The sequence below is a fragment of the uncultured Dokdonia sp. genome (assembly GCF_947496725.1).
In the GTDB taxonomy this organism is placed as follows: Bacteria; Bacteroidota; Bacteroidia; order Flavobacteriales; family Flavobacteriaceae; genus Dokdonia.
Genome location: NZ_CANMDS010000001.1, coordinates 580183 through 605167 on the forward strand (window position 1 = coordinate 580183; position 24985 = coordinate 605167).

A 24985-nucleotide genomic window follows, 5' to 3' on the forward strand; every position below is an offset into this window, starting at 1 on the left:
ATGTAGGTAATTTTTATCCCTACCCAAACTTTTTTTTGAAAAAAATTTACATCACACGTGATCTTATTTTTTCTTTTCTTTTTAAAAGTATCCTCTCCATAGACTGAACACACACATCTGTAGCCTCTTCGAAAGATTTTGCCATCTTTTTAACGATAAATTCATCACCTGGCACACTTACTAATAATTCTACAATTTTATTATTTGGTCTCTCGTTTGGCTCTAGTTTTAGATAAACATCAGTATGAATAATCTTATCATAAAAATGTTCCAATTTCCCGACTTTCTTCTTTATAAAATCAGTGAGTTTGACATCTGCATCAAACTTTGGGGCTTCTACAGTTACTTTCATAAGAATATGGTTTAATTGGTTACAACATAAAACACTCTCATAGTGCTCTACTTACTAAACGTCCCCTCACTACTTTTTAGTACGAGGATGTGCCTTAGAGTACACGTCTTTTAATGCCTTTATACTATTATGAGTATACACCTGAGTAGAGGCTAGACTGGCGTGACCTAAAAGCTCTTTCACAACGTTTAAATCTGCTCCTTGATTAAGTAAGTGAGTTGCAAATGAATGTCTCAATATATGCGGGCTCGTCTTAAACTTATCTGAAGCCTCACTAAAGTAACGATTTATAACTCTGTAAACAAGGGTGCTATACACTTTTAACCCTTTTACAGTTACAATTAATGGCTCCGAACTCCCCTCTCCAGCTATACGAGACCTCTCAATTAAATACCTATCAAGAGTACTTATCACTCCTGGAAGAAGAGGAATGAGACGTTCTTTGTTGCGCTTACCTAGTACTTTTAATGTTTTTTGAGAAAAATCTACACTACCTAGTGTTAGGTCTATAAGCTCTGCTCTTCTCATCCCAGTACCATATAACAATTCAACCATAAGAAGATCTCGCAAAGAGACAAAATCTTGTGTCTCTCGCAAATCTTGCAATACGAGACCCACCTCCTTTTCTGAAAATGGAATCTGTACACGCTTAGAGACCTTAAGAGATTTGTGTTTCACCAGAGGCGATATAGCCACATCCCCCACTTTGAGCAAAAATTTATAGTAAGCCTTGAGAGATGACACCTTTCTATTTACACTCTGGTTAGAGACTCCAGCATCTACTAAAGAAACGATCCACGCTCTTATTTGCGCATACGCAACAGCAATAGGATCATCTTGCCCGTAATTCTCCTTTAAAAAGACAAAAAAAGCAGTCACATCCTTTTCATAAGCCAGCACTGTATGCTTACTATAATTCTTCTCAAGGTTGAGATACTCTAAGAAAGGATTGAGGGACATTACAACTATATATTTAAAAGTAATAACTTATTCTAGACAACAAAAAAAAACCGTTGCACTGTAAAGATACACTTTACAACACAACGGTTATATATGGTTGAGAGAGGATTAGTCTCCCTGTTAATCCAGATCACGTTACACGTGACGACGGATTAATGAATATTAGATATTCTCTGCATCTCTCATTCCTTGAATGTATGATGCTTTTTGAATCTCACGTCTTCTTACTACAGAAGGCTTTGTAAACTGCTTGCGCTCTCTAAGATTACGCATAGTCTTTGTGCGATCAAATTTACGCTTAAAACGTTTAAGCGCTCTATCTATATTTTCTCCGTCTTTTACTGGTATAATTAACATAGTGGGACCTCCTTTCTTTAAATTCTTATTCGGTTTTCAGACTGCAAAGATACGCTTAAAAAACAATCCCGCAACAGTAACCTTTATTTTTTTGAAATTTCTTCAGTTTTAGGCTTGTAAGTCTTCTTATCGATAACCATTTTTGCGATGATTTCTCGTAAAATTTCAGATGTTCCTCCACCTATAGGACCTAGGCGACTATCACGTAACATACGTGCTAGCGGGTATTCTTCCATATAACCGTAACCTCCTAACATCTGTAAACAATCATAAATTACCTCATCTGCAATTTTTGTTGCTGTAAGCTTAGACATCGTAGCTTCTTTTACAACATACTCGCCATTACCTAGGCGATGAGCCACTGTATAATTAAAAGCTTTAGACATCTCCACCTCTGCAGTACGTTCTGCTAGCTTGTGACGTAATGCCTGAAACTTATCTATAGTAACTCCAAAAGCGGTACGCTCTTTCATATAACCTAACGCATACTCTATAGCATACTCTGCTCTAGCGTGTGCATTAATACCCATAATTAAACGTTCTGATGCAAAGTGCTGCATTATGTACCCAAAACCAGCATTCTCCTCTCCCATTAGATTTTCGGCAGGAACTTTTACATTGTCAAAAGAAATCTCACCAGTATCTGATGCTCTCCAACCTAGTTTATCAAGTTTTGTAGCGTTAATACCAGGCATATCTCTATCTAAAAGGAATATACTCATACCCTTCCCTCCTAGTTCTGGTGCCGTCTTTGCAGCAACAACTAGATAGTCTGAGTAAACACCATTTGTAATAAAGGTTTTTGATCCATTTATAATGTAGTGATCACCTTCTTTTACAGCTGTTGTGCGCATACCTGCAACATCACTTCCCCCAAAAGGTTCTGTAATACACAAGCACCCTATTTTATCACCTGCAATACTTGCTGCTAGATATTCAGATTTTATTCTAGTATCTCCCTCTGCATTAAGGTGCGTCATTGCTAGATAAGCGTGCGCCCATATGGCAGCAGCAAATCCACCACTATTAATTTTCTGTAACTCTTCTAGTAGTATTACAGTATAAAAGAAATCAAGGTTCATCCCTCCATACTCTTCTGGATAAGCAATCCCGAAGAATCCCATATCTCCAAATTTCTTCCAGATAAAACGTTCTATCTGTCCAGTTTCCTCCCATTTATCAAGGTGTGGGACTACTTCCTTTTGAAGAAAATCTTTTAAGCTTTCGCGAAAGAGGTTATGTTCCTCTGTAAAATACATATCTGTCATATTCTTATTTTTATCCCTGCTTACTGAAGATATCGCAGGCAATCATAGCACATTTTAATTTATTTGTAAATATAACGCTATTATATCATATTTGAAGTCTGTCATACCCTCCAAATCTTTCAATTCTTCTAGTGAGCTAATTCCCTCTCTAAGCGTACGATAGTCTACTATTTCTTTTGCCAAATCAAAATTAAGCAATGGAACGGTAGAAAGGTCTGATGCTGTCGCGGTATTTACGTTTACAAAACGTATTTCTGGTTTGTTTTTTACCGTATAATGATTAAGCACAAGTCTCTTTATAGATTTATCTACACCATAGACACTGTAAATCTGAAAATCTACTTGATAACCTCCCACCTTATCACGGTGTCGTATAATAGCAGTAGCAGCATTTTCATCTACGCCCTCTATTGCGAGTAAATCTTCATAAGTTATGCTATTGAGCATTCCTTTCTCTTCGGCGGTTTTCCACTTCTTCTTATAATTATTTTTCTTTTGTGGATTCTTGCGTTGCTCTAGCAACCATTTTGGCCATTTAAAATAGGGAGATATTTGCGCCAGTAGTGAGTCTGATACTTTTGAGACTTGCTGAAACTCTGCTGCAGAGTTAAACCATTTTCCGCTTTCGCGAAAGCGTACTACTCTATCTATCTCTTCTGTACTCATCCCGAGTTTATACCCATTATAATCTGTGAGTAATGTAGGGTTAAAAGGATAAATTTTAGGCTTTCTTCTTTCTAGTTCAATCGCTTTAAGCGAGTCTATTTCTTTTTGAAAAGCAAGCACACGAGCATCTTCTTGCAGTGGCGATACGGGTGAATCTGTAAGATTTTTACTAACAGCAATAACTCCTAGACACGCAAGACAAAGTATGGCAAAAAATAAAATCCCATTTCGCTTACGTCTGTCGTAAACAAAATGGGATTTAAATAGTCTCATTTTATATGATCTTAGTCTATAGCTTGCTCCTTAAGCTTTATAGCATCAAGGTATCTTTTAAGCTGCTTTTTCACCACTGGGAATAAGAAGAAAAGACCTACCATATTAGGAAATACCATTGCAAATATCATTGCGTCTGAGAATGCCCATATTGAATTCATACTTGCAGAAGCTCCTACCACTACAAAGGTTAAGAATAACATTTTATATACAAGATCTGCTACTTTACCACGCCCGAAAAGGAATTTCCAAGACTGTAACCCGTAGTAAGACCAAGAAATCATAGTTGATACTGCAAATAGTACAACTGCTATCGTTAAGAACACGTTAGAGTAAGGAATATATTCTGCAAAAGCCTTTGATGTAATACCTGCTCCCTCAAAAGATTCTCCACCTATTAATACTGCTCCAGAACCATCACCACCGTACTCAAAGAATCCTCCAAAGTTGAAAATGATAATTACTAATGCAGTCATAGAACAGATAAGTACCGTATCAATAAACGGCTCTAGTAATGCTACTAGACCTTCACTTGCAGAGTATTTTGTACGTACTGCAGAGTGTGCAATAGAAGCAGAACCTGCACCTGCCTCATTTGAAAAGGCAGCTCTTTTAAATCCAACTAGTAGTACTCCTATAAATCCACCCACACCAATTGCTGTAGGGTTAAATGCTTCTTGTACAATAAGTGCTACTGCGTCATCTATAAGACTAAAGTTACTTAGTATGATATATAAACAAGCAAGTACATACATAATCGCCATAAATGGTACTACCTTCTCAGTTACCTGAGCAATACGTTTTATACCGCCTATGATGATAATACCTACTATAATAGCAAGAACAATACCTACTATAAAACCAGAGGCTGCACTTGTCATATTAAACATTTCTTTAAGTACAATAGTTGCTTGGTTAGATTGTGCAGCGTTACCTCCACCAAAAGATCCACCTATACAGAAGATTGCAAAAATTACAGCTGCTACTTTACCTAGCGTTGCAAATCCTTTTGCTTTAAGTCCTTTAGTAAGGTAATACATAGGTCCTCCGTATACGGTACCATCTTCACCTACATCTCTGTATTGTACTCCTAGAGTACACTCTACAAATTTTGTAGACATCCCCAGTAAACCACAAACTATCATCCAGAATGTTGCACCTGGTCCTCCTAATGCGATTGCTAGTGCAACCCCTGCAATGTTACCATTACCTACGGTTCCAGAAACTGCTGTTGCCAGTGCTTGAAAGTGAGAAACTTCACCATCTGAACTTTCATCACGTATCGTGTCTACAATGTCGCCATCTATAGCGAGGTCATCATCTATCTTTTCAATATGATCTTCAATATCTACTTTAGTAAGATCTTGCCCTTGAGCGATACCATCTTCACCATAAAGCTCTGCAGCCCCGTGCTTTTCAATATCCTCATATTTACCACGTACTGTTTGAATAGCTCTCCAAAAAAATCTAATGTTTGGAAAACCAAAGTAAATTGTAAAAAATGCAGCACTTGCTACAAGTAATATAAGTACAAACGGTGTACCTGCTACTTCAAAAAATACGATAGCAGAAAAGAAATCTGAAACAGGCTGGAATGCTTGATCAATTTTTTGATCAATTCCTACTTCTTGATTGTTTTGTGCAAATGAAATTAATGGAATAAATGCTGATAAAATGAATAGAAGATATTTCTTCATCATATGTATGTGTTTGGTTATAATAAAAATTCAGCTAGCAATATCTAAAAAAATGCACCTTATTCAAAGGAAAGTATCTTAAAATCCTACACATTTACTAAATACCGAAAGTAGCGTGTAGTTTTTTGATTTGTTCAGGTCTTCCTATAACGATGAGTTTAGACTCTTTTTCTATTCTCATATCTGCCTCAGGGTTAACTATGTACTTACCAGATGGAGACCTATATCCTATAATTGTACACCCAGTTCTGTAACGTAAGTTAATTTCTTTAATAGTAGCTTCTTTACCATCTAGACATACCTGGCTAAAACCTATTTCCTCTACATTAATACTATCCTCCTCTCCCACTACAGATAAGTTGTCTAAAAATTCAATAAGGTCTGGAACAACCACAAGAGATGCCATATGGTCTCCACCTATGCGATCTGGCATAATCACATTATCTGCGCCAGCAAGTTTGAGTTTTTTTTGTGAAGTTTCTGCCGTGGCTCTACTTATAATTTTTAATGTACTGTTAAGCTGCCTTGCACTTAAAACAATAAAGAGATTATCTGCATCTTCTGGAAGCGCACATAATAAAGCAGATGCTCTATCTATACCGGCTTTTTCCAGTGTCTCATCTTCATTTGCATTACCATTTACAAAGTGAATATTTGTATCAGACTCATACTTCTCTATGATATCTGTGTCCATCTCAATCACAACAAATTGCTTATTATAAGCCATTAATTTTTGCACAGCCTCTTGACCATTACGACCATAACCACACACTATAATGTGATCATTCATTTTATCTATTTCCTGTTGCACCTTTCTATGTATTAAATCATTGTACGAGCTCCTACTCAATATATATTCTGAAATTACCGTAATGGCAAAACCAACTATAACCACACTAAGGAGGATGAGTATTATTGTAAAAATTTTTGCTTCTGGGGTGAGCGGCACTACTTCACCAAAACCAACCGTGGTAATGGTTATGACCGTCATATACATAGCATCTACCCAAGTATAATCTGCAATAAATCTATACCCTACAATACCAATAAAAAGGGTAATTACAAGAAGTATAACAGCAAGATAAATCTTATGTTTAAATAGAGAGAATAGTCTCATAGATCAAAAACAGAGGTTCGTTTTGTATAAATGAGATCCTTTAATTTAAGCCAGAAAGCTACAGTCAAGTACAAGGCAAAACCAACACCTAGGGTTGCAAATGAGACGTAGATAAAAAATAAACGCACATTCTTTGCTCGCATTCCTAGTCTATCTGCCAGTCTAGATGACACGTAAAAACCACGTTTTTCAAAATAGTGTCGTATGTTATAAACAAATTTTAGCATCGTGATATTTTCAAAAACTATAGTAACTAAAAGTGGATGTGGTTGAGATGGTTTTTGTTACGCTTTCGCGAAAGCGTAACAAAAACCATCAAGTTACAAATAACTAGTTTGCAACCTCGCTCATAAACTTGATTCTATACAGACGTAGCTCCTCATCTTCATAATCACCATCAAACTCTTCCATAGCGACATCTATTTTATCTGTCTCTGCCTCCATAAAGTAATCGTGTAACTCTTCTTGTTGATCTTCATCAAGTATGTCATTAATCCAATAGTCTATATTGAGTCTGGTACCACTAAAAACTATGGCTTCCATCTCTTTTATAAAATCTGGCATTTCCTTACCCTTTGCAGATGCAAGATCATCGAGAGGTAACTTACGGTCTACGTTTTGAATAATATACAATTTGAGACCACTGTTTGCACCTGTACTTTTTACTACGAGATCATCTGGACGAAGAATATCATTTTCATCTACATAAGCTTTTATGAGGCTAACAAAGTCCTTACCGTACTTTTTTGCTTTTCCGTCTCCTACACCGTGCACGTTACCTAGCTCTTGTATCGTAATAGGATACTTTATCGCCATATCTTGTAATGATGGATCTTGAAAAACTACAAATGGTGGTACGTCGAGCTTTTTTGCAACCTTCTTACGAAGATCTCTGAGCATTTCCATAAGTTTCTTATCTGCTCCCCCTTGCTTTTGAGATGAGATAATAGCATTATCTACATCTGCCCCAAAGGTATGATCATCTGTCATCATAAATGACACAGGCTTATCTATAAAAGCAAGCCCCTTTGGCGTCATTTTTACAACACCATAAGTTTCTATATCCTTTTTGATATATCCAGCAACAATAGCTTGTCGCATTAATGCAAACCAATATTCTTTACTTTGATCTTTACCTATACCAAAAAATGCTTGTTCGTGTGTTTTATGAGAAGTGATAATAGCATTTTCTTCTCCTCTTAAAGTAAAGACTACTTCCTTACTCTTATATATTTGTTTTGTATCACGTATAACAGTAAGCACTTTTACAAGCTCATCTTGTGCCTCGTGTTTCTTTTTTGGGTTGCGCATATTATCATCTAGCATCCCACCTTCTCCTGTAGCGTTATCAAATTCTTCACCAAAATAATGAAGGATAAACTTTCTTCTAGAAATACTCGTCTCTGCAAATGCAACTACTTCTTGTAATAATGCGTGACCTATTTCCTGCTCTGCAACAGGCTTACCACTCATAAACTTCTCAAGCTTCTCAATATCCTTATAGGCATAAAATGCGAGACAATGTCCCTCACCTCCATCGCGACCAGCACGACCTGTTTCTTGATAATAGCTCTCTATACTCTTAGGTATATCGTGGTGAATTACAAAGCGCACATCTGGCTTATCTATACCCATACCAAAGGCTATAGTTGCAACCACAACATCTACATCTTCCATTAAGAACATATCTTGATGTCGCGCTCTAGTCTTTGCATCTAGGCCTGCGTGATAAGGCACTGCTTTAAGACCATTAACTTGTAAAGTCTGGGCAAGCTCTTCTACACGTTTACGTGCAAGGCAATAGATTATGCCACTCTTACCTTCATTTTGTTTTACAAACCGAATGATATCTGCATCTACTTGTGCTGTTTTAGGGCGTACTTCATAATAAAGGTTAGGCCTATTAAAGGATGCTTTAAAAGTATTTGCATTTGTTATCCCTAAGTTTTTAAGAATATCTTCTTGCACTTTTGGTGTGGCAGTTGCCGTAACAGCTATAATAGGTATTCCCTCACCTATTCTTCCTATAATCTTTCTAAGGTTTCTATACTCAGGTCTAAAATCGTGTCCCCACTCTGAGATACAGTGTGCCTCGTCTATAGCTAGAAAAGATATTTTCTGCTCGCGTAAGAATTCTACATTCTCTTCTTTGGTAAGTGATTCTGGGGCAACATACAGCAATTTTGTAACACCACTTGCTATATCCTCCTTAACCGTTTTAATCTCTCCTTTGGTAAGAGAGCTATTTAAAACGTGGGCAATGCCCTCATCTTGTGAGATACCTCGTAAGGCATCTACTTGATTTTTCATAAGAGCTATGAGAGGAGATACCACAATAGCGGTTCCCTCTGCTATAAGAGCTGGCAGTTGGTAACAGAGTGATTTACCACCACCTGTAGGCATTATAACAAAGGTGTGATTTCCTCCTACAATGCTTTTAATTACCTCTTCCTGCAAACCCTTAAACTGACCAAAGCCAAAATATTTCTTAAGTTCTTTGTGTAAGTCTATTTGTTCTGTCTTCATCTATTCAAATGCATTTTTACATACCTTTGTGTTTTCTAAAGATAGTAATTTCCCCACGTTAAACAAATCATAACAAAACCAAGTTTTGAACATTACTCAGCAAATCATTGCTAGCGCACAGAAAACCATTAACATAGAGCAAGCCGCCATTGCAAATCTATCGTCTCTTATAGATGAAGAATTTGCTCAAGCAGTGCAAGCTATTTACTCATCAAAGGGTAGAGTTGTTATTACAGGTATAGGTAAAAGCGCCATTATAGCTCAAAAAATAGTTGCAACACTTAACAGTACAGGTACTCCTGCACTATTTATGCACGCGGCAGATGCGATACACGGCGACCTAGGGAGTATACTTATAGATGATATTGTAATATGCATCTCAAAGAGTGGTACAACACCAGAGATTAAAGCCTTAGTCCCACTTATTAAAAAAACTGAGAATACACTCATTGCAATTACTTCAAATAAAACATCATTTTTAGGTAATGAGGCAGACTATGTTTTACACGCTTTTGTAAAAGAAGAGGCTTGCCCCAACAACCTTGCTCCTACTACAAGCACAACTGCACAGCTCGTTATAGGCGATGCGGTTGCTGTAGCCCTACTAGATCTAAGAGGTTTTACAGAAAAAGACTTTGCAAAGTATCACCCAGGAGGTGCGCTAGGCAAACGATTATATCTTACAGTACAAGATATATGTGCTACACACCAAAACCCTGCAGTAACACCAGATGCAAGTATTAAAGAGGTTATCGTTGAAATCTCTAAAAAAAGATTAGGTGTAACCGCCGTCGTTCTAAACGGAGTTATCCAAGGAATAATCACAGATGGAGACCTACGTAGAATGCTTGCAAAAAACGACTCACTAGAAGGCCTTACAGCACAACAGATTATGAGCGAAAATCCAAAAACTGTAAATCACACAGCTATGGCAATTGCTGCAAAAGATATTCTAGAAGAACATAACATAAGCCAGCTACTGGTTGTAAAAGATGGGAACTATGCTGGCGTTGTACATATACACGACCTCATAAAAGAAGGAATCGCATAATGGCAAAAAAAGAAAAAAAACACCCAGATGAGATGTCCTTTCTGGATCATCTTGAAGAATTAAGATGGCATTTAATAAGGGCAACCCTAGCAGTAGTTATCATAGGTGTAGTCGCTTTTATTTTTAAGGGAACACTTTTTAAAATCATCTTTGGGCCACAAAGCCCTGACTTTGTTTCTTACGACATACTTTGTGAGATATCACGCTTCTTTGGGGCCGAAAAAGGATGTATTGCCGATGGTGATATGGATTTTATCATACAGAGTAGAAAGGTTGCAGGACAGTTTAGCGCAGCTATATGGACCTCCATTATGGCGGGCGTTGTGATAGGTTTTCCATACATACTTTATGAATTTTGGAAATTTATCTCACCAGGCTTATATGAGAATGAGCGCAAATCTAGTAAGGGTTTTATAGTAGTTGCCTCATTGCTTTTCTTTATGGGAGCAGCATTTGGATACTTTGTAGTAGCACCACTTTCTATAAACTTCCTTGCCACTTTTAAAATATCTGAAGCCGTTCAAAATGAATTTGACATAGACTCATTTATAGGGCTCGTGCGTGCATCTGTACTAGCTTCTGGTTTTATATTTGAACTACCTATCATTATGTATTTTTTAACTAAAATAGGCCTAGTTACACCAGAATTTTTAAAGAAAAACAGAAAGTATGCGCTTGTAATTGTATTAATTTTGGCGGCCATAATCACACCGCCAGATATATCAACACAAGTAATTGTTGCTATACCTATAATTATACTTTACGAGGTTAGTATTTTTATCTCAAGAGGTGTAATAAGAAGAGAAAAACGCCGACTCAAGAAAGCCGGTCTCGCATAAGGAACAGGTGAAAATTATTAATAATTAATCGTTGTACGCTTTCGCGAAAGCGTAAACCCCCACTTACATTATGAGTAACAATATAATAGACGACTTTAATAGCTATCGTTCAAAAATGAATGATAAAATACTCGCAGACAATAACAAAATTGTAAAGCGCATCTTTAACCTTGACACAAACGCTTTTACCGCGGGTGCTCTAGACAAAAAGACAAAAGAACTTTTAGGTCTTGTTGCCTCTACAGTGCTACGTTGTGATGACTGTGTAAAATATCACTTAGAGAGCTGCCACGACGAGGGCGTGACTAAAGAGGAGGTGATGGAAACACTTAGTATAGGTACTCTTGTAGGAGGAACTATAGTAATACCACACCTACGCCGTGCTTATGAGTACTGGGAAGCCCTAGATGAAAAAAAAGGAAATCAATAAGCATTTCTTTTTTGTTATAAAGATCTACAATGCTCGTTCTTAATGAGCGTTATAGATCTTTAAAATAAAGGCTTAAACAATACGTATATTTGTTACATATGAAACTACGCGCAGAAAACTTAATGAAATCTTACAAAGGCCGAAAGGTTGTAAAGGGGATTTCTGTAGAGGTTAACCAAGGTGAAATTGTAGGTCTCTTAGGCCCTAATGGAGCCGGGAAGACTACGTCGTTTTATATGATAGTGGGTCTTGTAAAGCCTAATGGCGGTAACATATACCTAGACCAGCAAGATATTACTAAATACCCTATGTATAAAAGAGCGCAAAACGGTATAGGCTACCTAGCGCAGGAAGCTTCTGTTTTTAGAAAACTGAGTATAGAAGATAATATACTAAGCGTTTTACAACTTACTAAACTGTCTAAAAAAGAGCAACTTCACAAGATGGAGGAGCTTATAGAAGAGTTTAGCTTAGGGCATATACGTAAAAGCCGTGGTGACCTTTTATCTGGTGGAGAGCGTAGACGTACAGAAATTGCTAGAGCTCTTGCTACCTCACCATCTTTTATATTACTAGATGAGCCCTTTGCCGGTGTAGACCCGGTTGCTGTAGAAGATATACAGCGCATCGTTGCACAGCTCAAAAATAAAAATATAGGCATCCTTATCACAGATCACAATGTGCAAGAAACGCTGGCTATCACAGACCGCACTTACCTAATGTTTGAAGGAAGTATACTCAAACACGGAGAGCCAGAAGAACTCGCAGCAGATGAGATGGTGAGAAAAGTTTATCTAGGTCAGAATTTTGAACTAAGAAAAAAGAAGCTTTTTTAATTAAAGCTTACATACAATCTTATAATTAAGATCACCCTCTATACATCTTGTTATGAAATATACTTATACACTCATACTCGTAGTCCTATTTTCTGTTTTTTGTAAAGCACAAACACCTATTCCTTCTCAAGAGCAAGATACTCTGGGGATTTTAAAACTTGCTTTTTACGATACAAAGGTGATGCTTAAAGGTATAGGCCACGCATATACAGGCCCTCTGCGATGGAAAAAAGATGACTTTATTGTGGCAGGAGCCATTGTAGGTGGTACTGCGCTCCTCTACTTTGTAGATGATAATGTAGAAAACTATTTTATAGATAGAAGAGAAGATATCCCTACGGTACTTGATGAAGCTGGAGAGCGACTAGGTAGCCCTCAAGTAGCTTATGGAATTACAGCCGGCACTTATCTTTTTGGGTTATTTACAAAAAATGAAAAAGTACGTCGTACTGGAGCTTTAATGACCTCATCTGCAGTAACCGCTGGATTATTACAAACACTTCTTAAAGCATCAACAGGAAGAAGTAGACCTACTAATGGTCAAGGTAAATTTAGCTTTAATCCTTATAGTGGCGAGGCTGGTTTTAGAGCATTCCCTTCTGGTCACACCATTCTTTCTGTAACAATGGCCCACGCAGTAGCAAAGCAATTTGATAATGTTTGGGTAAAGGTTGGTATTTATGCTATAGGCTCTATAGCTCCTTTACAAAGGTTATGGGGTGGAGCGCACTGGCTTACAGATGTGGCCCTTAGTGCTGCACTTAGTATTGTGATTGTAGATTCTATAGATAACTATATGAACAAGGCAAATGTATATCCCGACGGCTCTAAGAAAAACAATAGCATTTCTTGGAAATTTAATGTAGGCTTAGGTCGCGCCGGGCTTACTGGTACTTTCTAGATTAACTTACTGGTAAATTTTCTTGCTTCTGTGCTTTTATAGTAAGCACAAGCATTGCTACCCTACTTATCACAAAACATAACAATCCAAAAACGGTACATAGCAAGGCTACCTTGAGCCCTCCTGCCATCATAGGCTGTGAGATATTTCCATTTCCCTCTATAGCATCAAAAGCTGTAATAAGACCTATAGTAGACCCGAGAAGTCCCCACATAAGTGCAAAAAGACTGAGATGACCTATGAGCTCTAGTGTATTTCTTACACGCTTTTTACCTACAAGTGCTAAAATAAATAAGACTAGTACTGCAAGTAAAACTAGTAAAATAGGCACCATAAATAGTGGCCCTCCTTCATTAATACGATCGATAATTTGTGACATAACTTTAGTTTTTAAGATTAATGTGATGTAAATCTAGAGAGATAAAACACTTCTTAATATTATTTGCGACGAGTGCCCATTTATACTTCCAATATAGCAATTTAAAATCCGTCAACGAATAACCACCAGCCTGTTAGGTTATAGACAGCATATAAAGCGTTATTCATCTCAAAATAAATAAGGGCTATCATTTTTTTGTCATCTTTGTGAGATGCTAGCACCATTGCTTAAAAAAACCATTTACTTACCTATACATATTGTACTATGGGTATTAGTATGGTTATTTTACATTTATTTCTTTAGCTATGCGGCAGATAATGATCAGTTTGTCATACACTTTGCAACTAGTCTCTTGCCTATTACTATCGTAGTAACCTACATTATTGCTTATTATCTAATACCACGTTTCCTTCTCAAAAAGAGATATATTGTTTTTACTGCATACCTATTATACACTGTAGTAGGCTCACTTTTTTTAATAATTATCATCACCTTCATAAACTTTATCTTCTTATCTAATTATGATATGAAGCAAATGCCCTTGCTCACGCGCAACTTTGTTTTTGTTTTTATACTTGTGTACCTCGTGGCTGGATTAGTCTCACTTGCACAACTGCTCAAATACAACTACAAGGCAATACATCGCAATAGTGTATTAGAAAATAAAATTCTAGAAGGGCAATTACTACTTAAAGAAAAGGAACTCCATTACCTTAAAGAACAAATACACCCACATTTTTTATTTAACACACTTAATACGATTTATGGAGCGGCCCTAAAAGAATCTAAGCACACTCCTGACCTCATTCTCAAATTATCTAATTTACTAGACTACTCGCTTAATCAAATAAAGAAAAAGACCGTTGCCATATCTGAAGAGACTGGATATATAGATTCTTATATAGGTCTTGAGCAGGTGCGTTTTAGAGAGTCTCTAAGTGTCACCTTTACAAAAAACATACAGCGAGATATTCAAGTCCCGCCTATGTTATTTATCGCCTTTGTAGAAAATGCTTTTAAACACGGAGGGCCTATAGATGAGTTCCTTATTATAAACATACATCTCGAGGTGGTAGATAAACGATTACATTTTACAATAAAAAATACAGTAAAAGTTGCTCAAAACAACACGCTTAATCACGGTCTTGGGCTTAAAAACAGTAAAAAAAGACTTGATGTGCTTTACCCACAGAGATACACACTCACAAGTGAGCTAAAAGATAACTGGTTTTACCTAGAAGTAAACATTACATTAGATCAATGGGAACGTACAATGCAATCATAATAGACGACGAGCCTATGGCACGTGAGATTTTAGAAAGTCACCTTTCAAAAATTGGACAAATAAGCGTGGTAGCCTCTTGTAAAAATGCCGCACAGGGTTTTAGCGCTCTAAGTGCTCACGATGTAGACCTTGTATTTTTAGACATAAATATGCCAGAGGTTACAGGTCTTATGTTTGCCAGAGCAATACAAGGTAATACTAAGATTATTTTTACCACCGCTTATCGTGAGTACGCCATAGATGGTTTTGATCTTCAAGCAGTAGACTACCTACTTAAACCTATCTCATTAGAAAGATTAATGAAGGCCCTACAGAAATTTTATAACGAAGTAGAAAAGCCAGCGCAAAAAACCATTACAGATACCTTTACATTTTTTAGATCTGACCGTAAAATGGTGAAGGTAGACTTTAACAGTATACTTTATATAGAAAGTCTAGGTGACTATCTAAAAATTCACACGAACGATGAGATTATTGTTACCCGAGAGACACTATCATCTGCTATAGAAAAATTGCCCACAAAACAATTCTTAAGAACCCATCGCTCATACGTAGTTGCTGTGCAAAAAATAGATAGCTACACAAATGAGCACATCACTATAGATAAAACCGTTATCCCTATAAGTAGAAGCTATCGAGATACAACGCTTCAGTCATTAAGTTCTATAAAATAACGCAGTTTATTGCGTACCTTTGCAAGCCTTTAAAAGTCTTAACGACTGAGGTGAAAATAATGTGTTGATTACGCTTTCGCGAAAGCGTAAAAGACCCCATTAAAAGGAGTACCGCATACTATGAAAACAGAATTAGAAAGACAATTAGATCAAATTGAAGCAATAGGTGATGACCACATAGGGACCAGCGCGGTTACCCCATTGCGTGCAGATGCTTTTGAAATGAGCAATGCAGATAAACTTGCAAGCATCCAGAAGGACGTCGCTCACATTATGGAAACCCTAGGGCTAGATATGACAGACGACAGCCTTAAAGGAACACCAAAACGAGTGGCAAAGATGTTTGTAAACGAGATATTTTCTGGTTTACATCCTGATAATAAGCCTAATGTTTCAGTATTTGATAATAATTACAAATACGGAGAGATGCTAGTTGAAAAAAACATCACAGTATACTCTACCTGTGAGCATCACTTACTACCTATAGTAGGTCGTGCACACGTAGCATACATCTCAAACGGAACCGTGGTAGGGCTTAGTAAAATGAACCGCATTGTAGACTACTATGCAAAGCGTCCTCAAGTACAAGAGCGACTCACTATGCAAATCGTGCAAGAATTACAACGTGCTATGGGCACAGAAGATGTAGCCTGCGTTATAGACGCAAAACACCTTTGTGTAAACAGCCGTGGTATACGTGATATAGAAAGTAGCACGGTAACCAGCGAGTTTGGCGGGAAGTTTAAAGAAGAAGCTACACGTAGAGAATTTTTAGACTACATCAAGCTAGACACAGATTTTTAAGAAGCTACAGCTTGCTTATGCATACCTATAAAAAAGCGGTTTCTTTTTAGTGACCGCTTTTTGAGTTTTACAATTAAGATATTTACCTTCGTTACACACATAAATAGCACATCAAATGCCTTTATACCAAGATCAAGAACTCACAGTTTACAACTCGCTTTCTGGAAAGAAAGAAATCTTCACACCTCTACTCGAGGGTTATGTAGGTATGTATGTGTGCGGTCCTACGGTATATAGTAATGTACACTTAGGTAATGTGCGCACCTTTATGAGTTTTGATATGATATTTAGGTATCTCAAACACTTAGGTTATAAAGTGCGCTATGTGCGTAATATTACAGATGCTGGTCACCTCACAGATGATGCAGATCAAGGAGAAGACAAGATTGCAAAAAAAGCAAGACTAGAGCAAATTGAGCCTATGGAAGTTGTACAGAAGTACACGCTAGACTTTCACGACATTCTCAATAAATTTAACTTCTTACCTCCTAGTATAGAACCTACAGCTACAGGTCACATCATAGAGCAAATAGAAATAATCAAAAAGATTATAGACAACGGGTATGCTTATGAGAAAAATGGCTCTGTATACTTTGATGTAATAAAATTTAATGAAGACCACGAGTATGGTAAACTCTCTGGCCGCAAGCTAGAAGATATGATTACAAACACTCGTGCCCTTAGTGCGCAAGATGAGAAGAATAATCCTCAAGATTTTGCACTTTGGAAAAAAGCCGAACCTGAGCACATAATGCGCTGGCCTAGCCCGTGGGGTGATGGCTTCCCAGGGTGGCACCTAGAGTGTACGGCAATGAGTACAAAATATCTAGGAGAACAGTTTGATATACACGGTGGTGGTATGGATCTTAAGTTCCCTCACCACGAGTGTGAGATTGCTCAAAATGAAGCTGCAATAGGTACAGAGCCAGTAAAGTACTGGCTACACGCAAATATGCTCACTCTTAACGGCCAGAAAATGGCAAAGAGTACTGGTAACAGTATCAACCCAGGTGAGATTTTTACTGGAGACAGTCCCCACTTAACAAAAGGATTTGCTCCTAGCGTTGCACGGTTTTTTATCTTACAGAGTAGCTACCGCAGCATTATGGACTTCTCAAACGATGCATTACTAGCGAGTGAAAAAGGTTTTAACAGACTAATGGAAGCGCTTAAGATTGCAAAAAATCTAGACACATCTAAAGAAAGTAGCTTTAATGTAAACGACTGGAAGGCGTCTTGCTACGCCGCGATGAATGACGATTTTAACACTCCGATACTCATTGCACATCTTTTTGATGCAGTAAAGCAAATACACCTTATTAAAGACGGAAAAGCAACCATCACTGCAAGTGATCTGAAGTTATTACTTGAGACGATTAATGCTTTCGTTTTTGACGTACTTGGACTTGAAGACAATAACGCTTTCGCGAAAGCGGACGACTCAAAATTAAGTGGCACCGTAGAGTTACTTATAAAACTTCGTAAAGAAGCACGTGAAAACAAAGATTTTGCACTAAGTGACAAAATACGAGATGAACTTATAGCGCTGGGTATCCAGCTAAAAGATGGTCGTGAGGGTACTACCTTTACTGTAAACTAATGGCTTCTGCAAAGAAAATAGCAATTGCTCCCTTTTTAGGAATCATCTGGTTTTACCAAAAATTTATCTCCTCGTGGACACCTAGCACCTGTCGCTACTTACCCACTTGCTCTCATTACACCAAGACCGCTTTACAAAGGCACGGACTTTTAACAGGTGGAAAGCTGTCATTAAAACGTATTTTATCTTGCCATCCTTGGGGTGGCCAAGGATATGATCCTGTGCCAGAAAAAGAACCCTTAAATAATGACTAAAGCTTTTTACTATCTGCCATTAAGGTTTTAACTTGCTGTCTATAATTATAAACACAGCGTCATAAGTACGGTGCTAGAAAGATCAAAATAGAAAATATGTTTGCACTCAAATTTACTTGGAACCCAGTATCTGGATTAGATTTAGGTTTTATAACCATTCATTTTTACAGTTTGATGTTTGTAGTGGCATTCTCACTAGGTTTTTACCTAATGAAAAAAATGTTTCAACGTGAAGAGGTTGCTATAGAAAAGTTAGATAGTCTTTTTATCTACGCAGTCGTTTCTATACTACTGGGAGCGCGGTTAGGTCACGTATTTTTTTATCAAACAGAGCTTTTATGGGAAGACCCACTATCTGTAATACTTCCGTTTAGGTTTGTTCCAGAATTTGAGTTTACTGGTTTTAGAGGCCTTGCCAGTCACGGTGCTGCCATCGCGACTATATTTGGTCTTTATTTATACAATAAAAAAATCTTACATAAATCTGTGCTATGGATTTTAGACCGCGTAGTTATTACCTGCGCATCTGGAGCCATTTTTGTACGCATAGGTAACTTTTTAAACTCAGAAATGGTGGGTAAGATTACAGATGGCCCACTAGGTATACAGTTTGTGCAAGATGAGATTTCTGAGCGACGTGCTGTAAGCCTTACAAACATACAAAACCCAAAAAAGGCATATCAAGCCCTTACAGAAGATCCACAATTTGCCGAAATAATAAGTAGTATTCCTTACCGATACCCGGGGCAACTTATGGAAGCATTTGGCTATGTATTTGTATTTATCATATTATACCTTTTATACTGGAAAACTGAGGCACGTAAAAAACCTGGATTCTTGTTTGGATTATTTTTACTTCTTCTTATGACAGTGCGTCTTGTGGTCGAAAACTTTAAGAGAGAACAAGTAGAAGGTAGAGAGGACTGGATATTTAACCTTAACACAGGGCAAGTATTGAGTATTCCCTTTATCCTTATTGGACTCTACTTTGTTATTACCGCATTTACTAAAAAACCTATTAATGAAACTAATTAAACCCTTTACGCTATCACTCGCTGCCTTATTAACATTAAGTAGTTGTAATAATACTAGTGGCTCTGATAAAGTAATAACTATGGAGACTCCCGCATTTAATAAAGAGGGAGAATTATCACTATATAAAGCTTCTGGCAAACTTATAAGAACAATAGATGTAGAAGTAGCAGATACTGCCTTTGAGCAAGAAACAGATCTTAAAAATAGAGACCTCTTAAAAGCCCACCAAGGTATGTTATTCTTGTACCCAGAAGAAGATTTACGTGGGTACTTTATGAAAGACATACGCTACCCACTAGATATTATATTTATAAATGGAGATAATAGAATCGTGAGCTTTGCAGAGAATACAACTCCTCTAGATGATAGTACATTTTTACCTTCTCAAGTACCAGCACAACTCGTATTAAAAATAAATGGAGGTCTGTCTGAAGAATGGGTTATAGAAGTAGGCGACTATGTAGAATGGAAATTTACTAACTAATACGATTTTACACCCACTAGTTACAATAAAGTGCTTTCTTAAAATAAACCACATAACAAATCCTCCTATCAAACTTTTGATAGGAGGATTTGTTTTTTGTGCTCTTTTAAATAGATAGAGCACAAAAAACCCGCCTCAATAAATGAAACGGGTTTTGAACTATCTTAAAGTAAAGCTTATTTCTTAGCTAAGAAATCGCTTACTTGATCTGGAGACATTACTGACTCAACAAAAGTGTAAGCTCCAGTTTTTGGAGATTTTACCATTTTGATCGCTTTAGTTAAACGCTTTGATCCTGTCTGTAACGATGCAACTGATTTCTTTGCCATAACTTATTTGATTTCTTTATGAACAGTCATCTTCTTAAGTACGTTGTTGAATTTCTTCAACTCCATACGGTCAGGTGTGTTCTTTTTATTTTTTGTCGTGATGTATCTTGACGTTCCTGGTTGACCAGTCGCTTTGTGCTCTGTGCACTCTAAGATTACTTGTACTCTATTCCCTTTCTTTGCCATCTCGGTTTACTTTATGGGATTATTTAGTTAAGAATCCGTTTGCGCGAGCCTCTTTAACAACCGCGTCGATTCCTTTCTTATTGATATTTTTTAATGCAGATGCAGACACTTTCAAAGTGATCCACTTATCCTCTGCTGGAAGGTAAAAACGTTTTTTCATAAGATTCACGTTAAATTTACGCTTCGTCTTATTCATCGCGTGGGAAACATTGTTTCCTACCATTGCTTTTTTACCTGTAAGCTCACAAACTCTAGACATTCCTAAAACTTTAAATAGTTATTTCAAAACAGGGTGCAAAAATACGTAATTTTATAGGTCACTACAAAACTTATTTCTAGTTTTTTCCTGTTAATTTATTTTATGGCTCTTATTTTTTACAATAGAGCTCTCTAATTTATATAATTGAAGGGGTTTTATCACGCTTTCGCGAAAGCGTACCAAAAAACATTTTATCCCTCCTTACGTATCACATCTCTTAATAGCTCAAGTGCTTTATTAACACTCTTACCTATTACTCTCTTGCGGTGATTACCCATCATAAAGTGATGTGCAGTAACTCCTTTATCTGTAGCGATACCTATGTATACTGTACCTACCTCTGCATCACTATCACCCTTAGAAGGTCCAGCATTACCCGTGGTAGATATCCCTATATCTGATTTATAGAGGCGCTTTGCGTTTACAGCCATTTGTGACGCTACCTCTGCACTTACTACAGAATGTTTATCTATAACAGCAGGGTCAACACCTAGTATGTCTATTTTAGACTGTGTGGCATAGGTTACTAGACTTCCTTTAAGATATTGAGATGCGCCACCGTGCTTTGTAAAACGCTCTACCATTTGACCTCCTGTACAGCTCTCTGCAATGGCTATTGTTTTATTATGATCTACCAGCAGTTTTGAAACAACTTCTTCTAGCTCTCCATCACTTTCAAAACCGATAAAAATATCATCTATAAGTGGCAAAAGCTTTTTAGTCTGGATAGCCATTTCTTTTTCAAGCACATCTTGTTCTGGTCCAGATGTAGATAGACGTAAGCGCACTCTACCTAGTGATGGTAAGTAGGCTAGCTTTATAGTAGCGGGCAACTCATTTTCAAAAGTTTCTATACGCTCTGCGATAGCACTCTCTCCCATTCCATAGGTCAGGAAGGTTTTATGCAGTATGTAGGGTAACTTAAACTGCTCTTGAAGCCTTGGTAGCACTTCGTTTTCCATAAGTCCCTTCATTTCATAAGGGACTCCTGGCATTGAGATAAAGACGGTGTCTTTATCTTCAATCCACATACCAGGTGCTGTACCAAATTTATTTACAAGGATTTGTGCCTTACTAGGCACTAGCGCTTGTGTCTTATTTGCTTCAAGCATAGGTTTTTTTACATACTCCTTAAACAAGTATGTCACGTGATCAAGCACACTTTGATCAAGTACTAGCTCATCGCTGAAGTATTCACAAAGCGTATGCTTTGTAATATCATCTTTAGTAGGGCCTAGCCCTCCTGTGATTATGACAAGGTCTGTACGACTTTGTGCTGCCGCAAAAGCTTCTAAGAGATGTGCCTTATCATCTTGTATAGACGTAATCTGATATACAGAAACCCCTATTTTGTTAAGAACTGAAGATATGTAAGCACTATTTGTATCTACAATCTGGCCTATGAGTATCTCATCACCTATTGTAATTATTTCTGCTCTCATCTAGAAGTCTTCTTGTAACTCTTCAATTACCGTAGTAAGTGTATTTGTAATATCATCTAGCTTAGTCTGTATGGCAGATGTAGGCTTATTTGTATCACTCCACTTCTCCATTGCCTTAATTTGATCTAGAAGATCTATACCAAACATATCTAAGTTCGGTTTCATCTTATGCGCAAACTGATATGCCATTTTATGGTTTACATTCTCAATAGCATTTTGCATAGACTCAAGATCTGGCGGTATCTCTTGTAAGAAAGTTGCTACTATTACTCCAACAAAATCTTCATCACCACCGGCGATCTCTCTTACTTTTTCTAGATTGTAATGTCTTGACATATTACTTTACGTTTATTGAGAACATCTCTGTATCTCCTATAAATCCTTTTAACTTATCATTTTCTTGCACTCGTGCAACACCAGCTGGGGTACCTGTAAATATAACATCTCCTATCTTAAGTGTAAAATACTGAGAGACATAGCTTATTAAAGCATCTATTTTCCAGAGCATCTCCTTTGTAGAACCCTGCTGCACAACCTCTCCATTAGACTCTAGTCTAAATGAGATATCATCTACAGTCTCAAAATCTGATACTGGTAACCATTTAGTCCCTATAACCGCAGCACCATCAAATCCCTTTGCCTTTTCCCAAGGTAATCCTTTTTCTTTAAGCTGCGCTTGTAGATCTCTCGCGGTAAAATCTATACCAAGACCTATCTCATCATAATAGGTAGCAGCAAACTTCTCATCTATATATTTTCCTATCTTTTTAATTTTAATAAGCACCTCAACTTCGTGATGCACATCATTAGAAAATGGTGGGATTACAAAGGGGTGTTTACTTAATAATATAGAAGAGTCTGGCTTCAAAAAAACAACCGGATGCTCTGGTCGTTCATTATCTAGCTCTTCTATATGCTTTGCATAATTGCGACCTATACAAATAAGTTTCATAAATTATCCTTTAGTATTAAGCTTACGTAGTTTTATTGCAGTAAGCACCTTCTTGGTATATAATGGAAAGTCTGCATTTTGAATCCACCCAAAATATCCTGGCTCTTTATCCAGCACTTCTTCTACCTTCTTACCCTTATGTTTTCCAAATGTAAAAATCTCTACATCATCCTTATCATAACCTATAAAACCAGCAAAATCTGCATTTCTTTTACGCGTACTGAAGTCGCCTAAAAATTTCATATCGTTCTCCAGCTCATCATATCTATCCAGCTGAGATTTTAAAACCTCATAGGTAGCCCAGGTATCTGCAGATGCGCTGTGTGCATTAGTTAGATCCTTATCACAATAAAACTTGTATGCTGCAACCAGTGTGCGCTGCTCCATTTTATGAAAAATATTTTGCACGTCTATCGCGTTGCGATTTTTCATATCAAAGTCTATGCCCGATCGCAGTAGCTCCTCAACCAGAAGCGGTATATCAAATCTGTTTGAATTAAAACCAGCAAGATCTGAGTCTTTTATAATATCATAAATCTCCTTTGCTCGCTCTGCAAAGGTAGGCTTGTCTGCCACATCTGCATCACTTATACCGTGTACTGCAGTCGTTACTGCTGGTATAGCTACCGTGGGATTTATACGTTCTGTAAACTCCTCCTCTCTTCCATCTGGAAAAACTTTAAGGATAGATATCTCTACAATTCTGTCTTTTGCAACATTGACACCAGTAGTCTCAAGGTCAAAAAAACAAATAGGTCTTGTGATTTTTAACTGCATCTCACAAAAATACTTGTTTATAATTACAATATTTAAACCTCTAACTATTAAAAATCAAAGAAATGTTATCTTGGTATAAGATTTGATTTCATTCTGTTATGAATATAAAATACTTAAGTATCATTGTTGTTTTTTTCGCTTTCGCGAAAGTTTCCTTTGCCCAAACCTCGGCCTTTACTACACAAGATGTGATAGGGACCTATACAAATGATTACAGAAAAGCACTCATCACAAACCCCGAAGTGACTAGCCTACCTGTGCAATGGCATCTTATACTATCGCCAGATGGAACTTTTGAATACCACAACTCAAGACAATTAAAAGGACAGCCAGAAGAGCATTGGTATGCAAGAGGGCAATGGACTTTTAAAGGTAAAATAGTGTCATTTACAAGCTCATCACAAGATATAGATGATAAGTACGCCATAAATCTAAACGGTTCAAAGGCCCGATTTTTTAAAAAATCACCACGTAATAACTCCCCAAAACCTCAACCTACCTACATTCATTTTTTCAAATCTGAGTATGCAGTAACCAAAAGCTTAAAACTTCACAAAACCAATGAATAGATTAAAACTTATATACACCGTCTTACTTACTGTGAGTATGGTATTTTTCGCGAAAGCGCAAAACACCTCCACCCCAGATGTAGAGCTCATAGAAGAGAAGCAGCCTAAGCGATGGCTTCTTTATGCCCAAAACAATACAGATCAAGAACAAGAAGCTTTTCTCATTGTACAGGGCGAAGGCTTTAGACGTAGTGCAGATAGACCGGTTATAAAAAAAATACCGCCTAATGAAAAGGTACTTATGATTACTTTAATACCGTTAAGAGGTGCCACACCTACGTATACTAAGATATTTAACTACAACAACAAGCTACAATCTATAAGTAAGCGCAAAGGCGAAGACGACGAAGCTTACGTAAACATACGTCCTATTATAGCAAGTGAGTTTACGGTCTTTACAGAAGATAACTGTGACAAATGTGAAGTGCTTATTAATTACCTAAATGACAACCACCTTAAATACCGAACTCTCGTCGTATCAAAACATAAAAAGGTAGCAGATTTTATGTTTCAACATCTCAAAAGTGATGGCCACGATGGCAGTAAAGTAGGTTTACCCGTTATTATGCACAAAGGCAAAAAGAACTATGATATAGAAGATATAGATGCTTTTATAAGTAGTTATGACTGGAGCACCTTAGAATAGAAAACAATAAGTGATCTTATAAAAAAAGCGCAACCTG

Annotated in this window: 31 protein-coding genes; 14 read left to right on the top strand and 17 right to left on the bottom strand. The window is 37.2% G+C overall.

Annotated features, from left to right (window positions below; translation table 11 throughout):
• Positions 1 to 46 precede the first annotated feature (46 nt).
• From Q0948_RS02570 to Q0948_RS02610, 9 genes are all read right to left on the bottom strand, one after another.
• The gene (locus tag Q0948_RS02570; RefSeq protein WP_298347898.1) at positions 47 to 352 is read right to left on the bottom strand and encodes an HPF/RaiA family ribosome-associated protein; all 306 of its coding nucleotides are present in this window, start codon (positions 350 to 352) and stop codon (positions 47 to 49) included.
• Positions 353 to 421: 69 nt separating this feature from the next.
• The gene (locus Q0948_RS02575; RefSeq protein WP_298347897.1) at positions 422 to 1312 is read right to left on the bottom strand and encodes a tyrosine-type recombinase/integrase; all 891 of its coding nucleotides are present in this window, start codon (positions 1310 to 1312) and stop codon (positions 422 to 424) included.
• Between the two features lie 162 nt (positions 1313 to 1474).
• Entirely contained in the window at positions 1475 to 1669 is a 195-nt protein-coding gene (gene rpsU, locus Q0948_RS02580; RefSeq protein WP_013749868.1) for a 30S ribosomal protein S21, read from the bottom strand.
• A gap of 83 nt (positions 1670 to 1752) precedes the next feature.
• Positions 1753 to 2937 carry an acyl-CoA dehydrogenase family protein gene (locus Q0948_RS02585; protein WP_298347896.1) on the bottom strand — a complete coding sequence of 395 codons (1185 nt, stop codon included), beginning with the start codon at positions 2935 to 2937 and terminating at the stop codon, positions 1753 to 1755.
• A gap of 54 nt (positions 2938 to 2991) precedes the next feature.
• Positions 2992 to 3876, bottom strand: a complete 885-nt coding sequence (locus Q0948_RS02590) for a helix-hairpin-helix domain-containing protein (protein WP_298347895.1) — start codon at positions 3874 to 3876, stop codon at positions 2992 to 2994.
• An 11-nt stretch (positions 3877 to 3887) separates the two neighbouring features.
• Positions 3888 to 5573, bottom strand: a complete 1686-nt coding sequence (locus tag Q0948_RS02595; RefSeq protein WP_298348790.1) for a sodium:alanine symporter family protein — start codon at positions 5571 to 5573, stop codon at positions 3888 to 3890.
• Between the two features lie 97 nt (positions 5574 to 5670).
• The gene (locus Q0948_RS02600; protein ID WP_298347894.1) at positions 5671 to 6690 is read right to left on the bottom strand and encodes a TrkA family potassium uptake protein; all 1020 of its coding nucleotides are present in this window, start codon (positions 6688 to 6690) and stop codon (positions 5671 to 5673) included.
• Positions 6687 to 6917, bottom strand: a complete 231-nt coding sequence (locus Q0948_RS02605; protein WP_298347893.1) for a PspC domain-containing protein — start codon at positions 6915 to 6917, stop codon at positions 6687 to 6689. The genes Q0948_RS02600 and Q0948_RS02605 overlap by 4 nt, the downstream gene beginning before the upstream one ends.
• Before the next feature lie 103 nt (positions 6918 to 7020).
• Positions 7021 to 9216 (bottom strand): ATP-dependent DNA helicase RecQ, encoded by a 2196-nt coding sequence (locus Q0948_RS02610; protein WP_298347892.1) that lies wholly within the window; start codon positions 9214 to 9216, stop codon positions 7021 to 7023.
• 85 nt (positions 9217 to 9301) lie between these two features.
• Between Q0948_RS02610 and Q0948_RS02615 the strand changes: the two genes are divergently transcribed.
• The 5 genes from Q0948_RS02615 (at position 9302) to Q0948_RS02635 (ending at position 13273) form a co-directional block, all read left to right on the top strand.
• Positions 9302 to 10267: a KpsF/GutQ family sugar-phosphate isomerase gene (locus Q0948_RS02615; protein WP_021778458.1), complete on the top strand. Its 966-nt coding sequence runs from the start codon at positions 9302 to 9304 to the stop codon at positions 10265 to 10267.
• Positions 10267 to 11106 (top strand): twin-arginine translocase subunit TatC, encoded by an 840-nt coding sequence (tatC, locus tag Q0948_RS02620; protein WP_298347891.1) that lies wholly within the window; start codon positions 10267 to 10269, stop codon positions 11104 to 11106. The genes Q0948_RS02615 and tatC overlap by 1 nt, the downstream gene beginning before the upstream one ends.
• A gap of 70 nt (positions 11107 to 11176) precedes the next feature.
• A complete protein-coding gene (locus Q0948_RS02625; RefSeq protein ID WP_021778456.1) occupies positions 11177 to 11536 on the top strand; it encodes a carboxymuconolactone decarboxylase family protein in 360 nt (119 codons plus the stop codon).
• 98 nt (positions 11537 to 11634) lie between these two features.
• The gene (lptB, locus tag Q0948_RS02630) at positions 11635 to 12372 is read left to right on the top strand and encodes an LPS export ABC transporter ATP-binding protein (RefSeq protein WP_021778455.1); all 738 of its coding nucleotides are present in this window, start codon (positions 11635 to 11637) and stop codon (positions 12370 to 12372) included.
• Between the two features lie 52 nt (positions 12373 to 12424).
• Positions 12425 to 13273: a phosphatase PAP2 family protein gene (locus Q0948_RS02635; protein ID WP_298347890.1), complete on the top strand. Its 849-nt coding sequence runs from the start codon at positions 12425 to 12427 to the stop codon at positions 13271 to 13273.
• Between the two features lies 1 nt (position 13274).
• On the opposite strand, the gene Q0948_RS02640 is transcribed toward Q0948_RS02635, so the two are convergent.
• The gene (locus tag Q0948_RS02640; RefSeq protein WP_298347889.1) at positions 13275 to 13652 is read right to left on the bottom strand and encodes a MotA/TolQ/ExbB proton channel family protein; all 378 of its coding nucleotides are present in this window, start codon (positions 13650 to 13652) and stop codon (positions 13275 to 13277) included.
• 211 nt (positions 13653 to 13863) lie between these two features.
• On the opposite strand from Q0948_RS02640, the gene Q0948_RS02645 reads away from it, so the two are divergent.
• The 7 genes from Q0948_RS02645 to Q0948_RS02675 all read left to right on the top strand — a co-directional run bounded on the left by Q0948_RS02645 (position 13864) and on the right by Q0948_RS02675 (position 19788).
• Positions 13864 to 14937 (top strand): histidine kinase, encoded by a 1074-nt coding sequence (locus Q0948_RS02645; RefSeq protein WP_298347888.1) that lies wholly within the window; start codon positions 13864 to 13866, stop codon positions 14935 to 14937.
• A complete protein-coding gene (locus tag Q0948_RS02650; protein ID WP_298347887.1) occupies positions 14913 to 15611 on the top strand; it encodes a LytTR family DNA-binding domain-containing protein in 699 nt (232 codons plus the stop codon). The genes Q0948_RS02645 and Q0948_RS02650 overlap by 25 nt, the downstream gene beginning before the upstream one ends.
• Positions 15612 to 15731: 120 nt before the next feature.
• Positions 15732 to 16415, top strand: coding sequence for a GTP cyclohydrolase I FolE (gene folE / locus Q0948_RS02655; protein ID WP_051583766.1), 684 nt, complete (start codon positions 15732 to 15734; stop codon positions 16413 to 16415).
• A gap of 115 nt (positions 16416 to 16530) precedes the next feature.
• Positions 16531 to 18015 (top strand): cysteine--tRNA ligase, encoded by a 1485-nt coding sequence (cysS, locus tag Q0948_RS02660; RefSeq protein WP_298347886.1) that lies wholly within the window; start codon positions 16531 to 16533, stop codon positions 18013 to 18015.
• Positions 18015 to 18269, top strand: a complete 255-nt coding sequence (gene yidD, locus Q0948_RS02665) for a membrane protein insertion efficiency factor YidD (RefSeq protein ID WP_298347885.1) — start codon at positions 18015 to 18017, stop codon at positions 18267 to 18269. The genes cysS and yidD overlap by 1 nt, the downstream gene beginning before the upstream one ends.
• Positions 18270 to 18365: 96 nt before the next feature.
• Entirely contained in the window at positions 18366 to 19304 is a 939-nt protein-coding gene (lgt, locus tag Q0948_RS02670; RefSeq protein ID WP_298347884.1) for a prolipoprotein diacylglyceryl transferase, read from the top strand.
• On the top strand, positions 19291 to 19788 hold the full coding sequence (locus tag Q0948_RS02675; protein WP_021778445.1) for a DUF192 domain-containing protein: 498 nt from the start codon (positions 19291 to 19293) through the stop codon (positions 19786 to 19788). The genes lgt and Q0948_RS02675 overlap by 14 nt, the downstream gene beginning before the upstream one ends.
• A gap of 176 nt (positions 19789 to 19964) precedes the next feature.
• Here Q0948_RS02675 and Q0948_RS02680 read toward each other — a convergent pair whose 3' ends face one another.
• From Q0948_RS02680 to Q0948_RS02710, 7 genes are all read right to left on the bottom strand, one after another.
• Positions 19965 to 20117: a DUF4295 domain-containing protein gene (locus Q0948_RS02680; protein ID WP_021778444.1), complete on the bottom strand. Its 153-nt coding sequence runs from the start codon at positions 20115 to 20117 to the stop codon at positions 19965 to 19967.
• 3 nt (positions 20118 to 20120) lie between these two features.
• Positions 20121 to 20303 carry a 50S ribosomal protein L33 gene (rpmG, locus tag Q0948_RS02685; RefSeq protein WP_013749890.1) on the bottom strand — a complete coding sequence of 61 codons (183 nt, stop codon included), beginning with the start codon at positions 20301 to 20303 and terminating at the stop codon, positions 20121 to 20123.
• A 19-nt stretch (positions 20304 to 20322) separates the two neighbouring features.
• A complete protein-coding gene (gene rpmB / locus Q0948_RS02690; protein WP_021778443.1) occupies positions 20323 to 20562 on the bottom strand; it encodes a 50S ribosomal protein L28 in 240 nt (79 codons plus the stop codon).
• 191 nt (positions 20563 to 20753) lie between these two features.
• Positions 20754 to 22004 carry a competence/damage-inducible protein A gene (locus Q0948_RS02695; protein WP_298347883.1) on the bottom strand — a complete coding sequence of 417 codons (1251 nt, stop codon included), beginning with the start codon at positions 22002 to 22004 and terminating at the stop codon, positions 20754 to 20756.
• The gene (locus Q0948_RS02700) at positions 22005 to 22340 is read right to left on the bottom strand and encodes an Hpt domain-containing protein (RefSeq protein ID WP_298347882.1); all 336 of its coding nucleotides are present in this window, start codon (positions 22338 to 22340) and stop codon (positions 22005 to 22007) included. It abuts the gene before it with no gap.
• A gap of 1 nt (position 22341) precedes the next feature.
• Positions 22342 to 22956: a fumarylacetoacetate hydrolase family protein gene (locus tag Q0948_RS02705; RefSeq protein WP_298347881.1), complete on the bottom strand. Its 615-nt coding sequence runs from the start codon at positions 22954 to 22956 to the stop codon at positions 22342 to 22344.
• Between the two features lie 3 nt (positions 22957 to 22959).
• On the bottom strand, positions 22960 to 23733 hold the full coding sequence (locus Q0948_RS02710) for a 3'-5' exonuclease (protein ID WP_298347880.1): 774 nt from the start codon (positions 23731 to 23733) through the stop codon (positions 22960 to 22962).
• Positions 23734 to 23831: 98 nt separating this feature from the next.
• Between Q0948_RS02710 and Q0948_RS02715 the strand changes: the two genes are divergently transcribed.
• Complete coding sequence (locus tag Q0948_RS02715; RefSeq protein WP_298347879.1) at positions 23832 to 24302, top strand: hypothetical protein; 471 nt, start codon at positions 23832 to 23834, stop codon at positions 24300 to 24302.
• Entirely contained in the window at positions 24295 to 24948 is a 654-nt protein-coding gene (locus Q0948_RS02720; protein ID WP_298347878.1) for a hypothetical protein, read from the top strand. The genes Q0948_RS02715 and Q0948_RS02720 overlap by 8 nt, the downstream gene beginning before the upstream one ends.
• Positions 24949 to 24985 lie beyond the last annotated feature (37 nt).